Genomic DNA, 14,047 nt, shown 5'->3' on the forward strand with positions numbered 1-14,047 from the left:
AGCAAAAATACACTGAATAACTGTCTGTTTTACTATTTTTTAGTATATTTGTTCTGATAATTGTAAAACCTAGTACGATGAAAGCATTGCTTTTCATGTTTTTTGCACTATTGTGCATTTTGTTTTCATGTCAATCTTCACCTAAATCTCAGGAAGACGGTGAGGGGGATGTGCAAGAAGAATTTATGGATACCACTCCAAAGGCTACAGCTATATTTTGGATTGATAAAAAAAAGAAGCTGCCTGGTTATATGTCCGGAAAACCGGTTCCTATACGTACCTTAAAGGCGCAAGTTGAAATAGATACGATGGGAAGTATTGAAGTGCTTTCCTATGTGAAGCCGCAGACAAAGTCTGTAGAAAAGCATATCAATCGTTGCCTTGAAACGTTCCGGGTAAAGAAAGTGTTGATGGACAGTGCTTATATCAATCCGGGCATACAGTATGTGCAACTCCGCTATACTCCCTCCAAAATGAAAGATTAACGATTTCTTTTCTTTTCTTTTTTCTCCACCATGACCTCCAGCAGCTTCCCGTTGGCGTCGAACGACTTGCGGGAAGCCAATGAAATGGTTATCATCAGCGAAAGCATGGATGCTGTGAAGGTTATCACCATAATCATCATCTGATACTTGATGGCTACATTCGGGCTGCTACCTCCCAGAATCTGTCCGATCATTGTGCCGGGAAGCGCCACCAGTCCCATTACGGCTATGTTCGCAATCAGGGGGCTAAACGATTTAATGATAGCCTGTTTGATGAAAGGTGCCTGAGCCTCTGCCCTTGTGGCACCGTTGCCAAGTAGATAGCGATATAGTTGTTGTTCGCGTTTCAGTCCACTGTAATAAGCATTCAGTGCAACCACATTGCTGGACAGCATATTTCCCATCAGAATACCGAATATAGGAATAAAATATTGCGCACTGAATACATTTTCCAGCCGCAATACGATGGCGATGAAGTACATGCCGACGCAGACCACACTGCACAGAAAACCGACGGAAATAGGAATAAACAGTACTTTTCGTTTCAACTGGGTGCGTGCCAATGCTGTTTGGGCGGCAACGAATATCATGATAATCACCCACAGAAAGTTTATCCAGGGATTATTCCATAGAAACAGGTATTTCAGGTAGACGCCGATAAAAAAAAGCTGCACAATCATGCGCGCAATGCCGATCACAGTAACCCACAACAGTCCTGTCCTGAACTTCCACAGGTAGAATAGTGGAATGAGCAGCAACAGCAATCCGATGGCTAAACTGGTATATGATATGTCAATTGTTCCCACTTCTTAATGTTTTTATCACAACGTAATCATTTGGTTACATCCTTGCGCAAAGCCCTGGTCATGGGAAATGGCGAGGATGGCACTCCCCTTTCTCATTTGCTTCCGGAAGAAAGCAAGTACCTTATCCGTAGAGTCCGAGTCCAGTGCGGATGTCGGTTCGTCTACCATCAGTAGCGGTTTCTGCATCATGGTGGCTACAGCAATCATGATGCGTTGCCGCTGTCCGCCGGAGATTTCATTCACCCGTTTGTCGTACACTTCCTCTTCCAGCCCCAGTTCTGCAAAACAGGCAAAGAGTTTGTCGAGCGAAAAGGGGGTGGCGCGGTTGGCTTTCAGATTGAATGGGAGTTGCACCATTTCCTTCACCCACTCCGATGGAAGCGCCAATTCCTGTGGTATCCATGCCACCTGGCGGCGTATATGGTCGATAGTGGCCTTTTCCAATAAAGTATTATTAACGATGATGCGTCCGGCTTTGAGGGGTACGAATCCTAAAATTGCATTTAGCAAAGAAGTTTTTCCCCGCCCCGATTGTCCGGATATGCAGGCAATTTCACCCTCATGCAATTGTAAGCAGAAACCGGAAAAAAGTGTGTCTTCCCCGAAAGCAATGCATGCGTCATCTATCTGAAGTATAGTCTTAGTCTCCATTTGCAAGCAAATATAGAAAGGAATTCTGAGAAAACGGCGGATTATTAGCCGAAATAAGCATCTTTAAATAAGATAAGCTGCATTTCGGCATAACTTTTTCATGCAAGCATGAAAGTTCTGCACTCAATTTGCATTATCTTTGCTATCAGTTTTTAATAAAAGTGAGAATTATGATACAGAACGAACGTGCAAGCCGCCATGAACATGTGTTGGATGTGGCAAGGCAAATGATGACTGCTGCCCGCACTGCACCTAAGGGCAAGGGTGTTGATATTATAGAAATTGCTATGGTTACCGGAAACGATTTGAAGGTATTATCGGACAAAATGGTTGCTATGGTAGAAGAACATGGAATGAAGTTCTTTCTGCGTGATGCGGCAAACATTTTGCAGGCAGAATGTGTAATAATAATAGGTACGCGCGAGCAGGCGCAAGGGCTGAACTGCGGACATTGCGGATACCCCACCTGTGCCGGTCGTCCCGAGGGGGTACCTTGTGCTATTAATTCGGTGGATGTTGGTATAGCCATTGGTTCGGCTTGTGCAACAGCAGCCGATCTGCGCGTAGATACGCGCGTCATGTTCTCTGCCGGACTTGCTGCACAGCAATTGGAATGGTTGCCTGGCTGCAGATCTGTGTATGCCATTCCGGTCAGTGCATCGTCTAAGAATCCGTTCTTCGACCGTAAACCGAAAGAAGAGAAGGAAGAGTGATTTAAGTTGATAATGTGATAAAACGATAAGATGATGAGCGATAAGGATTTGAAAAACAGTCTTCCTGCCGAATGGGCTCCACAAAGTGGAATACAACTGACCTGGCCCCATGCCGAAACGGATTGGGCATACATGCTTACGGAAGTACGGTCATGTTTCGCTACCATTGCTCGCGAGATAGCTAAACGGGAATTACTTCTCATTGTGACTCCCGAACCGGAGGAAGTCAGAAAGCAAATCTCAGCTACCGTCAATATGGAGAATGTCCGTTTCATGGAGTGTGAAACAAATGATACCTGGGCGCGCGACCACGGAGCAATCACCCTGCTCAATGCAGATGGCCCTTCCCTTCTTGATTTCACTTTCAATGGCTGGGGATTGAAATTTGCTTCGGATAAGGATAATCTGATTACCCGCCAAGCTGTGGAAGCAGGTTTTCTGCATGGCCGTTATATAAATCGTCTTGGCTTTGTCCTGGAAGGCGGTTCCATTGAGAGCGACGGGCAGGGAACGTTACTTACCACCTCCGAGTGTTTACTTTCTCCCAATCGCAACGGACAGATGAGCCGCGATGAAATCGAAGCATATCTTTGTTCCGTGTTCCATCTGCAACGCGTGCTCTGGCTCGACCACGGCTATCTGGCAGGAGACGATACGGATAGCCATGTCGATACCCTTGCCCGCTTATGCTCGCCGGATACTATCACTTATGTGCAATGCACTGATAGACAGGATGAGCATTACGAAGCTCTCCACCGGATGGAAGAACAACTGAAAACTTTCCGTACTATAAATGGAGAACCTTATCGTTTGTTGGCATTACCCATGGCGGATAAAATTGAAGAAGAGGGTGAACGCCTTCCTGCTACGTATGCCAACTTCTTGATAATGAATGATGCAGTGCTCTATCCTACTTATCGCCAACCGGAGAATGATGCCCGTGCCGGAGAAGTCTTGCAGGAAGCTTTTCCTGAATACGAAATTGTCGGCATTGATTGCCGGGCATTAATCAAGCAGCATGGTTCCCTTCATTGTGTAACGATGCAATATCCTGCAGGAGTATTGAAATAAAAACAGAAGATATATGAGAAAAATAAAAGTCGGTATTATCCAGCAAGCTAATACATCAGATCTTCGTACGAACCTGATGAACCTGGCTAAAAGTATAGAAGCCTGCGCTGCACACGGTGCCCAACTGGTGGTTTTGCAGGAATTGCATAACTCCCTGTATTTCTGCCAGACTGAAAATACGCAATTGTTTGATATGGCGGAAACGATTCCTGGCCCTTCCACCGGATTTTATTCTGAACTGGCTGCTGCCAATAAAATTGTGTTGGTGACTTCCTTGTTTGAGAAACGTGCGCCGGGACTCTACCATAATACAGCAGTCGTTTTCGACAGTGACGGAAGCATTGCCGGAAAGTATCGTAAAATGCACATTCCCGATGATCCTGCCTATTATGAAAAGTTCTATTTCACTCCCGGTGATATAGGTTTTGAACCCATTCAGACTTCTATCGGAAAGTTGGGTGTGCTCGTTTGCTGGGACCAATGGTATCCCGAAGCCGCCCGCCTCATGGCATTGAAAGGTGCCGAATTGCTGATATACCCCACCGCTATTGGTTGGGAAAGCAGTGACACCGACGATGAAAAAGCCCGCCAACTCAATGCTTGGATTATCTCACAGCGTGCTCATGCCGTAGCCAACGGATTGCCGGTCATTTCCGTCAACCGCGTCGGTCACGAGCCCGATCCGTCTATGCAGACAAATGGCATTCAGTTCTGGGGAAATAGTTTCATTGCAGGTCCGCAAGGCGAATTCCTGGCGCAAGCCGGAAACGATCATCCTGAAAATATGGTAGTGGAAATAGATATGGAACGTTCTGAAAATGTCCGTCGCTGGTGGCCTTTCTTGCGTGACCGTCGTATTGATGAATATGGAGGATTGACGAAACGTTTCCTTGACTAATTAATGTTATACCTTATACCCTATGAAGAAGCTTGTATTCCTATTTTTAGTCTTGTCCTTTTTTCTAACCTCGTGTGAGAAGGAAGATACTCCTGGACTGTCGGTTGTTCAACGGACGGTGTTTGTTTATATGCCTTGGTCAACCGATCTTCTAACGTATTTTGAGAAAAATCTTGATGATATGGAGATTGCTATAGGGCGAGGAATACTTAAAAACGAACGTGTGCTCGTATTTCTCTCTACTACTCCAAAGAAAGCAACACTCTTCGAGTTTCAATGTCAGAATGGTAAGTGTGTTCGCAATGTGCTGAAAGCTTATGAAAATCCTGCTTTTACCACAGCGCCAGGTATAACTTCAATCCTAAATGATGTCAAGAGTTATGCCCCTGCCAATAGCTATTCTATGATTATAGGCAGTCATGGACTTGGCTGGATTCCAGTTTCAAGTGCTTCAACCCGTAGTGTTGGTGAACAACGGATGCACTGGGATGGTCAGGGGGCGTATAGAACCCGTTTGTTTGGAGGAAAAACTTCTGAATACCAGACAGATATTACCACATTTGTTCAGGGAATAGAAGATGCAGGTTTGAAAATGGAATATATCATGTTTGATGACTGCTATATGTCGTGCGTTGAAGTTGCCTATGATTTGAAGGACGTCACTCATTATCTAATTGGCTGCCCCACTGAAATCATGGTTCATGGTATGCCCTATGAGGATATGTGTACTTACCTGTTCGGTGAAGTTGATTATGCTGGTATCTGTGAAGTCTTTCTTGATTTTTATAAGAACTATGAAGCACCTTATGGAACGATTGGGGTAACGGATTGTTCGGAACTGGACGAGTTGGCAACCATCATGAAGGAAATCAATAGTAAATATACTTTTGACCCCTCTTTATTGAGTTCCGTGCAGATTATGGGGGGATATTCTCCTACGATATTTTTTGATTTTGGAGATTATGTTGCTAAACTCTGTCCGGAGCAGGACTTACTGAATAAATTGGAGACGCAATTGGCACACACTGTTCCCTTCAAGAGTCATACAGACTATTTTTATACAACAGTGGGGATTGACAGGAGTATCAAGATAAACACTTATTCTGGAATAACCATTTCAGATATCAGTACCCACAGATACGCGGCTAAAAAAGCAGAAACAGCCTGGTATAAGGCAACCCATTAATTCATATAGAATAAGAATGTTTCTTATTTAAACGTCACCTTTTTGTTCATTATGAAGTTCACCCCTCCGTAAATGAACAATCCCAGGAACTGGGCAAGATATTCATCGCAGTTCAGTCCCTCTACTAATACTACTAAGAACAGGAATTGTGCCAGATAAGCTATTCCGAAAGCGATAGAAAAGAGCAACACCTGCCTCCAGGTGTTGCTCTTTTTTTCTTTATCCAAAGGAAATATCCAGTATTTGCACCAGATAAAATTATGAGTCTGTGCAACTATATATGCAGTTACATTTGAAAGCATATAGTCGATATCCAATTCATCCATCATCAGCCAAATGACTGCGGCTATAATCAAGGCATTCAGTGTGCCGATTATTGCAAAGCGGAAGATGCGTCTGGACTCTTTCACAGCAGGATGTGGCCCCTATTCTTTTATGTCAACAATCAAGTTTAGCTCATCCAATTGTGACGGGTCAAGTGCTGCAGGAGCATCCAGCATCACGTCGCGTCCGCTGTTGTTCTTCGGGAATGCGATGCAGTCACGAATACTGTCCAATCCGGCGAAGAGGGATACCCAACGGTCGAGACCATATGCCAAACCACCATGAGGAGGTGCACCATACTTGAATGCATTCATCAGGAAGCCGAATTGTTCTTCTGCTTTCTCCGGAGTGAAGCCCAGGATTTCAAACATTCTCGCCTGCAACTTGGGGTCGTGGATACGGATAGAACCGCCACCAACTTCCACACCGTTGATAACCATATCATAAGCATCAGCACGTACTGCTGCCGGATCGGTATCCAACAGAGCGACATCTTCGTCCTTCGGATGCGTGAACGGATGGTGCATAGCCATCAAGCGATTTTCTTGTTCACTCCATTCAAACATCGGAAAATCAACCACCCACAAGCATGCAAATGTATTTTTATCGCGCAGTCCTAACTGGCTACCCATTTCCAAGCGGAGCTCGCAAAGTTGTTTGCGCGTCTTCATGGCATCGTCACCACTCAATATCAGAATCAAGTCGCCCGGTTTGGCACCGAAAGCCTCTTTCATCTTTTGCAGCACTTCCTGCGTATAGAATTTGTCAACGCTCGATTTTACGGTTCCGTTTTCTTCCACACGTGCATAAACCATACCTTTTGCGCCAATCTGCGGTCTCTTTACGAATTCCGTCAATGCATCCAGTTGCTTGCGGGTGTAGTGTGCGGCACCTTCGGCGCATATACCACCGATGTATGCAGCATTATCGAATACGGAGAAACCATGACCTTGCAACACATCCATCAGTTCCACAAACTTCATACCGAAACGCAAGTCAGGTTTGTCGCTACCATAATATTTCATAGCGTCAGCCCATGCCATGCGTTGGAATTGTCCTTCCAATTCTACTCCACGAATTTCTTTGAAGAGATATTTCGTCATGCCTTCAAACAGGTTGATGATGTCATCCTGTTCCACGAAAGACATTTCACAGTCAATTTGTGTAAATTCCGGCTGACGGTCGGCGCGAAGGTCCTCGTCGCGGAAGCATTTGGCAATCTGGAAGTAGCGATCGAAACCGGATACCATCAACAGTTGCTTCAAGGTCTGCGGGCTCTGTGGCAGAGCATAAAATTGTCCCGGATTCATGCGTGAGGGCACCACGAAGTCGCGGGCACCTTCCGGAGTAGAACCTACCAGTACGGGAGTTTCCACTTCGATGAAGCCTTGACTGTCCAGATAGCGGCGTACCTCAATCGTCATTCTATGGCGAAGTTCCAGATTCTTGCGTACAGACGGGCGGCGCAAGTCCAGATAACGGTATTTCATGCGAATATCGTCACCACCATCCGTGTTGTCTTCGATGGTGAAAGGAGGAGTCATTGCTGCGTTCAGTACGTTCAGTTCCGATACAATGATCTCGATGTCTCCGGTCGGGATATTGGTATTCTTGCTGAAACGCTCATTCACTGTTCCTGTAATCTGGATAACGAATTCACGTCCCAGACGGTTGGCGTTTTCGCAAAGTGCTGCGTCCACCTCTTCGTTGAAAACTAACTGGGTGATACCGTAACGGTCTCGGAGGTCTATGAAAGTCATGCCTCCCATTTTGCGGCTGCGCTGCACCCAACCTGCCAGCGTTACTTGCTTATTGACATCGGAGATACGAAGTTCTCCGCAGGTGTGTGATCTAAACATCTTGATAATTATAAATTATGAATTATAAATTATAAATTGGTTGCGCTGTCAGGGCGCATACTTAATTGCTTACGACGTGCAAAAATACAGATTTATTTTATAAAAAACTCAGATTTTCGTTAACTTCTTAATCTGTTCTTTGCTCTTGTCCAGTATCATCTTGTTCTTATGGGCAATGTCTTCCACAATGGCCTCATTAATCTGCTTCAGTCCATTAATGTAATCTTGTGCCCGTTGCAATACGTTCGAAGAATCTTTTTCGGCATACCGGGGTATGATGACCTGCAATCCTTCCTTAATTACCTTTACGTCGATGTTTTCACCCATCATCATAGGGTCACCGTCAAAGTGTACTACCCCCGGCTTGGTACGGTGGATGCGCAGAGTCTGGCAACGGAAAGTTTTGATACGGCTATTCTGGTCTATTGTTTTATTAAATAACTGGAAAGACAATGCAGGCACATCCAGCACTGTAAAAGGCTCCAAGATGGTTACATCCAGCAGTCCGTCCGTCAATGTGGCTTGAGGGGCTATATATGCGTTGTTTCCATATTGCGAAGCATTGCCGCAGGCTATCAGGAATGCCTTATACTTTAATGTACCATCTTCCGTTTCCAATTCATAAGTTTCCGGTTGGTATTTCAGGCTCTCCAACAAGGTCTTCTCTAAATAAGTAAGGGGGCCTCTCCTGCCCGCTTTTGCAAATTTCAGGCTGACAAAGGCGTCAAAACCCACGCCGCACGTGCAAAAAAACGGCACATCGTTGATTTTTCCGTAATCAATGACGTCTATAATTCCCTCGTTGATGATTTCGATTGCTTTTTTCGGCTCCATCGAAATTTGCAGATGGCGTGCCAATCCGTTTCCCGAACCGCAAGGAATGATACCTAATGCTGTTTTTGTATGCACCAACGAACGGGCTATTTCGTTAATCGTGCCGTCTCCGCCAATAGCAACTACGGCATGTACGCCTTCCTTTGCTTTTTGTGCAGCAATTTCAACGGCATGACCGGCATATTCGGTGTACACCACCTCTTTGGCATACTTCGTCTTATCCAGCTTTTCATCAAGCAAATGGAGAACTTGTTCTTTGCTCTGCGTACCGGATTTCGGATTTATAATGAATGATATTTTCTTCTTTTCTTCGTCCATGCAAGGGTTGTTTCACTATGCAATTATTCAAATGGCAAAAGTAATACAAATACTTGAATTTTTAGTCATGAAGAGACTTTTAATCCGTAGGCAAATATATTTTTTAGTAGAAAAAGAACATATAAACACATATTTTGCTATCTTTGCCCCCTGTTTTCAAAAGGCTTATAATTAGGAGTTAAATATTTCATACTATTATATAATAAACATTTCATGGGATTACTACAAGACAAATTGGCGAAATACGACTTGCCGCAGCAATATATGGCAATGGGCGTATACCCCTATTTCCGCACAATTGACAGCCATCAGGATACTGAGGTGTTGATGGATGGTAAAAAAGTCCTGATGTTCGGTTCGAATGCTTATACGGGACTGACTTACGATAAAAGAATTATAGAAGCTGCGAAAGCTGCTACAGATAAATACGGTACTGGTTGTGCAGGTTCCCGTTTATTAAATGGAACTCTTGATATACACGTAGAGTTGGAAAAAGAATTGGCTGAGTTCGTTGGAAAAGACGATTCACTCTGTTTTTCTACCGGATTTACTGTAAATGAAGGTGTCATTCCTCAGTTGACAGGACGTAATGATTACATCATCTGTGATGATCGCGTGCACGCTTCTATTGTGGACGGTCGTCGTCTCTCTTTCTCCACTCAGTTGAAGTACAAGCATAACGACATGGCCGATCTGGAAAAAGAACTCCAGAAGTGTGATCCGGATGCTATCAAGTTGATTGTAGTGGATAGTGTTTTCTCTATGGAAGGTGACCTTGCCAATCTCCCTGAAATCGTACGTCTGAAGAAGAAATACAATGCCAGCATCATGGTGGACGAAGCGCACGGTCTGGGTGTATTCGGAAAGCAAGGCCGCGGTGTTTGCGACCACTTCGGGGTTACAGAAGATATTGATTTGATTATGGGTACGTTCAGTAAGTCACTGGCTTCTATCGGTGGTTTCGTTGCTGGAGATGCTTCGGTTATTAACTGGTTGCGCCACAACGCCCGTTCTTATATATTCCAGGCAAGTAATACGCCGGCTGCTACGGCTGCCGCACGCGAAGCCCTGCACATCATAATGAATGAGCCGGAACGCCAGCAACGTTTGTGGGATATCACCAACTATGCTTTGAAGAAATTCCGCGATGCAGGTTTCGAAATCGGTGAAACAGAGTCTCCTATTATTCCGCTTTATGTACGTGATGCAGAAAAGACATTTGTGGTGACTAAGATGGCATTTGATGAAGGTATCTTTATTAACCCGGTAATTCCACCCGCATGTGCACCGCAAGATACACTGGTACGCGTGGCGCTGATGGCTACTCACACGAAAGATCAGGTTGACTATGCTGTAGAGAAGTTGACGAAGTGTTTCCGTGCTTTGGGAGTTATTGAATAAGAATCTTTAGGATTAAGATAAAATAAAGGGCTGTGCATTTTTGACATGTACAGCCCTTTTTCTATTCATCTCCGGATAGGCGGTCTGTTTACCTTTAACAGATGGTTTATTTAAGGCCCCATAGTAATTTTGAATATTCTCCTAATTATATGTAGGTATTGATTGTTGGCAGTATCAAATTGGGTACAATTAGCTCTCTACTCTTTTAGGAGTTGATAAAATTGTGTAAGTTTGTGGCAGAATAATGAATTCCTATTCAATGAAAAACATCCTTAACAAGATTAAGCAAATCTATCCGGTTTCCGACGAAGCGCTTCAGGCATTGCAGGCAGATATGCAGGTGAGATATTATCCCAAAAATACTTATATAGTGCAATCAGGAGTAACAGACCGTCTGGTTTATTTCATTGAGGAAGGGATTGCCCGCTCCGTATTTCACCACAACGGACAAGATACCACTACTTGGTTCAGTCAGGAAGGTGACATTACCTTTGGCATGGATTCCTTGTATTACAAACTGCCATCGGTAGAGAGTATTGAAACTCTTTCGGATTGCAAAATCTACGTCATCCATATAGACAAGCTGAACCTTCTTTACGAAACATATATCGACATAGCCAATTGGGGAAGAATTCTGCATCAGAATGTAAACAAGGAACTTAGCCACATGTTTGTGGAGCGACTCCAGCTTTCACCTAAGGAGCGGTACGAACAGTTTAACCGGCGTTATCCCGGACTGATAAACCGGGTGAAACTAAAATATGTGGCTGCTTTTCTGGGAATCTCTATTTATACTCTCAGCCGGGTGCGTGCTAAAAAATAGGTGTTTGTCGGTCTTTTTTTGCTTTTAAGCAAAGAAAATTCGTTTGGCATGCTATATCTTTGCCGTCCGACAATATTAACTTAATACAAAGAAACAAATGTCTAATACCCCCTCAGCAGCTTTTGCAGACACTAAGGCGCATTATGATCTCCTTGACGGACTTCGTGGTGTAGCGGCTCTTATGGTTATATGGTATCATATATTCGAAGGCTATGCTTTTGCCGGCGATACAATGATTACAACTTTCAATCACGGATATTTAGCCGTAGATTTTTTCTTTATCCTTTCAGGTTTCGTTATCGGTTATGCTTACGATGATCGTTGGGGGAAGAGTCTTACAATGAAAAATTTCTTTAAACGTCGTCTGATACGTCTTCATCCTATGGTGATTATGGGTGCTGTGCTAGGAGCTATTACATTCTGCATTCAGGGCTCGGTGCAATGGGATGGAACGCATATCGGCATATCGATGGTAATGTTGTCTCTTCTTTGTACAATCTTCTTTATTCCTGCGATGCCGGGTGTGGGCTATGAAGTTCGTGGTAATGGTGAAATGTTCCCATTGAACGGGCCTTGCTGGTCGTTGTTTTTTGAATATATAGGCAATATCCTTTATGCTTTGTTTATTCGCCGCTTATCAAACAGGGCGTTGACAGTGCTTGTGATATTGCTGGGAGTGGCATTGGCGCTATTTGCTATTTTCGATGTTTCCGGTTATGGAAACATAGGTGTGGGCTGGACGTTGGACGGCGTAAACTTTGCAGGCGGATTACTGAGAATGCTTTTCCCTTTTTCTGTAGGTATGCTCATGTCGCGTAACTTTAAGCCTATCAAGCTGAGAGGTGCATTCTGGATATGTACCATTGTGTTGATAGCCTTATTTGCGGTGCCTTATCTGGAAGGTGCGGAGCCGATTTGCACAAATGGCCTTTATGAAGCATTTTGTATTATCATAGCTTTCCCCGCCCTTGTCTGGATGGGAGCGTCGGGGACTACCACGGATAAAAAGTCAACTAAGATATGCAAATTTCTGGGAGATATATCTTATCCGATTTATGTGATTCACTATCCGTTCATGTATTTGTTCTATGCCTGGTTGATTAAAAATCAACTCTTTACTTTGGAACAGACCTGGCAAGTTGCTTTATGTGTTTATGCATGGAATATATTGTTAGCTTATCTGTGCTTGAAGTGGTATGATGAGCCTATACGAAAATATTTGGCTAAACGTTTCTTGAAGAAGAAATGATAGTTTGCAATAGGTGTGAGGGGCGCTTCTGAGAAGAAGAAGCCCCTTTTTTAGATATACAAGATTTGACAAAGGCGGATTTCGCAGGATTTCAGTAGCTCATGTCAGTGCGGTTATGAATCAGTTACGAGCTACAAGCTACAAGTAGCTGCGCTATATTCCGAAAGGCACTTGTAGCACGTAGCTTGTAACTTCATTCCTTTCTTATCCGTTATGAAGTCTTTAGAAAAGAGGCAGCCCCGGAGTATAATCAACTAACCCCAGCACCGCAAGGTACTAATCTTGTCGTTACTATAAACTAATATTTTTCTTGCATATTAGTTCATCGTATGTTTGCGATTAGTTTCTTGCGGGAACAGTAGTAGTTTATCCGAAAAGTGACGCCGCCAATTGTCGCAATATAGTGAAGACAAAGTGGCACGCCGGCTTGCTGATGGAACAACGCTGCATCGGTTATTGCTACAGTTCAAGGGGTGGGATATGGTGAAGTGTGAAGACCTTTATAATAATTCAAGCGTTTGCTTCTTATAATTAAGTATGAAGGAACGACCTTGCAGGAACTCTATATTTAATAACCCGATATTATAATCACCTATTACAAAATCCAGCGTAAACTCACTCTTATCTATTTTGAATTTGACATCCCTACAAAGATCGACCGTTTTAATGGATAACTTATTTTCGATATTAGCAGTTTCTTTTTGGATTTTTTCTGTTGCTCCCGTATAAAAGTTACGTTGAAGTTTGTTGTTTTTACATGCTGTGTCGAATGCAAAACGTGTTTTCTTACCGTCTATTTTACTATCAAAAATGATATAATCTATCGCAACATCAGAATAATTTTTATGATTTTTCCATTTGAAAACAGTCCCCGCTGCTCTTTTGTTGGCATTGTACGGTTCTATAATACTTCTCTCCATGTCAAACTTCCAGGCTCCTGACTTGAGGATATTTGCTCCAACAATGAATTTCGGTGCATACTTTTGATAAATACCTAAAAGATCTGCTATGAGGCAATATACTTTGCAATATGTTTTGCCACAAAAATGAATTGAGTCAATGGTGACACTTGATATTTTTACTTGAGATTCATTGACAAGGACTGTTTTCAGGTCATTCTCTTTCACCCCACACGAATCAACGGCAAAAGTAGAATCAACCATACACAGTGTGTTGCCTGTATCAATGAGAGCCAGAACATTATGAACATTTCTTTTATTTGCCACCGACACATCCGTGTACATGAACTTATCCTTAAAGGTAAGTTTAGATTGTGCTTCTGCCGTAGTGGAAGCTATCAACACAATACATAATGAAAAGAATCGTAAACTCATAATTATCTAAAAATTTGTTTCCTATATCCTGCTGAGGACAAAGGTAATGAATTGTATATAGAATCAGGCATTTTACCTGATAAGAAATGCTTGAA

At 43.4% G+C, this 14,047-nt stretch carries 14 protein-coding genes; 8 read left to right on the forward strand and 6 right to left on the reverse strand.

Annotated features, from left to right (window positions below):
* The first annotated feature begins 77 nt into the window (after nt 1-77).
* Complete coding sequence (locus HMPREF9447_RS01045) at nt 78-485, forward strand: DUF4891 domain-containing protein (RefSeq protein WP_009127348.1); 408 nt, start codon at nt 78-80, stop codon at nt 483-485.
* On the opposite strand, the gene HMPREF9447_RS01050 is transcribed toward HMPREF9447_RS01045, so the two are convergent.
* Nucleotides 482-1,291 carry an ABC transporter permease gene (locus HMPREF9447_RS01050; RefSeq protein ID WP_009127349.1) on the reverse strand — a complete coding sequence of 270 codons (810 nt, stop codon included), beginning with the start codon at nt 1,289-1,291 and terminating at the stop codon, nt 482-484. The genes HMPREF9447_RS01045 and HMPREF9447_RS01050 overlap by 4 nt on opposite strands.
* A 15-nt stretch (nt 1,292-1,306) precedes the next feature.
* Complete coding sequence (locus tag HMPREF9447_RS01055) at nt 1,307-1,927, reverse strand: ABC transporter ATP-binding protein (RefSeq protein ID WP_044137621.1); 621 nt, start codon at nt 1,925-1,927, stop codon at nt 1,307-1,309.
* A gap of 185 nt (nt 1,928-2,112) precedes the next feature.
* On the opposite strand from HMPREF9447_RS01055, the gene HMPREF9447_RS01060 reads away from it, so the two are divergent.
* The 4 genes from HMPREF9447_RS01060 to HMPREF9447_RS01075 are packed head-to-tail and all read left to right on the forward strand — an operon-like array spanning nt 2,113 to nt 5,810.
* Nucleotides 2,113-2,655 (forward strand): ferredoxin domain-containing protein, encoded by a 543-nt coding sequence (locus tag HMPREF9447_RS01060; RefSeq protein ID WP_009127351.1) that lies wholly within the window; start codon nt 2,113-2,115, stop codon nt 2,653-2,655.
* A 33-nt stretch (nt 2,656-2,688) separates the two neighbouring features.
* Complete coding sequence (locus HMPREF9447_RS01065) at nt 2,689-3,726, forward strand: agmatine deiminase family protein (RefSeq protein ID WP_009127352.1); 1,038 nt, start codon at nt 2,689-2,691, stop codon at nt 3,724-3,726.
* 13 nt (nt 3,727-3,739) lie between these two features.
* On the forward strand, nt 3,740-4,624 hold the full coding sequence (locus HMPREF9447_RS01070) for a carbon-nitrogen hydrolase (RefSeq protein ID WP_009127353.1): 885 nt from the start codon (nt 3,740-3,742) through the stop codon (nt 4,622-4,624).
* A gap of 22 nt (nt 4,625-4,646) precedes the next feature.
* Nucleotides 4,647-5,810 (forward strand): clostripain-related cysteine peptidase, encoded by a 1,164-nt coding sequence (locus HMPREF9447_RS01075; RefSeq protein ID WP_009127354.1) that lies wholly within the window; start codon nt 4,647-4,649, stop codon nt 5,808-5,810.
* A gap of 23 nt (nt 5,811-5,833) precedes the next feature.
* On the opposite strand, the gene HMPREF9447_RS01080 is transcribed toward HMPREF9447_RS01075, so the two are convergent.
* The 3 genes from HMPREF9447_RS01080 to HMPREF9447_RS01090 form a co-directional block, all read right to left on the reverse strand.
* Nucleotides 5,834-6,220 carry a GtrA family protein gene (locus HMPREF9447_RS01080; protein ID WP_009127355.1) on the reverse strand — a complete coding sequence of 129 codons (387 nt, stop codon included), beginning with the start codon at nt 6,218-6,220 and terminating at the stop codon, nt 5,834-5,836.
* A 15-nt stretch (nt 6,221-6,235) separates the two neighbouring features.
* Nucleotides 6,236-7,993, reverse strand: coding sequence for an aspartate--tRNA ligase (aspS, locus tag HMPREF9447_RS01085; protein ID WP_009127356.1), 1,758 nt, complete (start codon nt 7,991-7,993; stop codon nt 6,236-6,238).
* A 108-nt stretch (nt 7,994-8,101) separates the two neighbouring features.
* On the reverse strand, nt 8,102-9,145 hold the full coding sequence (locus HMPREF9447_RS01090) for a diacylglycerol/lipid kinase family protein (protein WP_009127357.1): 1,044 nt from the start codon (nt 9,143-9,145) through the stop codon (nt 8,102-8,104).
* 213 nt (nt 9,146-9,358) lie between these two features.
* Between HMPREF9447_RS01090 and spt the strand changes: the two genes are divergently transcribed.
* The 3 genes from spt (at nt 9,359) to HMPREF9447_RS01105 (ending at nt 12,618) form a co-directional block, all read left to right on the forward strand.
* Nucleotides 9,359-10,546 (forward strand): serine palmitoyltransferase, encoded by a 1,188-nt coding sequence (spt, locus tag HMPREF9447_RS01095; protein ID WP_009127358.1) that lies wholly within the window; start codon nt 9,359-9,361, stop codon nt 10,544-10,546.
* 259 nt (nt 10,547-10,805) lie between these two features.
* A complete protein-coding gene (locus tag HMPREF9447_RS01100) occupies nt 10,806-11,369 on the forward strand; it encodes a Crp/Fnr family transcriptional regulator (protein WP_009127359.1) in 564 nt (187 codons plus the stop codon).
* Nucleotides 11,370-11,466: 97 nt separating this feature from the next.
* Nucleotides 11,467-12,618, forward strand: coding sequence for an acyltransferase family protein (locus tag HMPREF9447_RS01105; RefSeq protein ID WP_009127360.1), 1,152 nt, complete (start codon nt 11,467-11,469; stop codon nt 12,616-12,618).
* A gap of 500 nt (nt 12,619-13,118) precedes the next feature.
* Here the strand turns inward: HMPREF9447_RS01105 and HMPREF9447_RS01110 are convergent, their stop codons facing one another.
* Entirely contained in the window at nt 13,119-13,952 is an 834-nt protein-coding gene (locus HMPREF9447_RS01110) for a hypothetical protein (RefSeq protein WP_009127361.1), read from the reverse strand.
* Between the last annotated feature and the right edge of the window lie 95 nt (nt 13,953-14,047).

Source organism: Bacteroides oleiciplenus YIT 12058 (assembly GCF_000315485.1).
GTDB classification, from domain to species: Bacteria; Bacteroidota; Bacteroidia; order Bacteroidales; family Bacteroidaceae; genus Bacteroides; species Bacteroides oleiciplenus.

Excerpts from the sequence above, each read along its gene's own strand:
- spt (WP_009127358.1), top strand. The coding sequence starts at position 9,359 with ATGGGATTACTACAAGACAAATTGGCGAAATACGACTTGCCGCAGCAA.
- aspS (WP_009127356.1), bottom strand. The coding sequence starts at position 7,993 with ATGTTTAGATCACACACCTGCGGAGAACTTCGTATCTCCGATGTCAAT.
- HMPREF9447_RS01105 (WP_009127360.1), top strand. The coding sequence starts at position 11,467 with ATGTCTAATACCCCCTCAGCAGCTTTTGCAGACACTAAGGCGCATTAT.
- HMPREF9447_RS01090 (WP_009127357.1), bottom strand. The coding sequence starts at position 9,145 with ATGGACGAAGAAAAGAAGAAAATATCATTCATTATAAATCCGAAATCC.
- HMPREF9447_RS01060 (WP_009127351.1), top strand. The coding sequence starts at position 2,113 with ATGATACAGAACGAACGTGCAAGCCGCCATGAACATGTGTTGGATGTG.
- HMPREF9447_RS01075 (WP_009127354.1), top strand. The coding sequence starts at position 4,647 with ATGAAGAAGCTTGTATTCCTATTTTTAGTCTTGTCCTTTTTTCTAACC.
- HMPREF9447_RS01070 (WP_009127353.1), top strand. The coding sequence starts at position 3,740 with ATGAGAAAAATAAAAGTCGGTATTATCCAGCAAGCTAATACATCAGAT.
- HMPREF9447_RS01045 (WP_009127348.1), top strand. The coding sequence starts at position 78 with ATGAAAGCATTGCTTTTCATGTTTTTTGCACTATTGTGCATTTTGTTT.
- HMPREF9447_RS01110 (WP_009127361.1), bottom strand. The coding sequence starts at position 13,952 with ATGAGTTTACGATTCTTTTCATTATGTATTGTGTTGATAGCTTCCACT.
- HMPREF9447_RS01065 (WP_009127352.1), top strand. The coding sequence starts at position 2,689 with ATGAGCGATAAGGATTTGAAAAACAGTCTTCCTGCCGAATGGGCTCCA.
- HMPREF9447_RS01100 (WP_009127359.1), top strand. The coding sequence starts at position 10,806 with ATGAAAAACATCCTTAACAAGATTAAGCAAATCTATCCGGTTTCCGAC.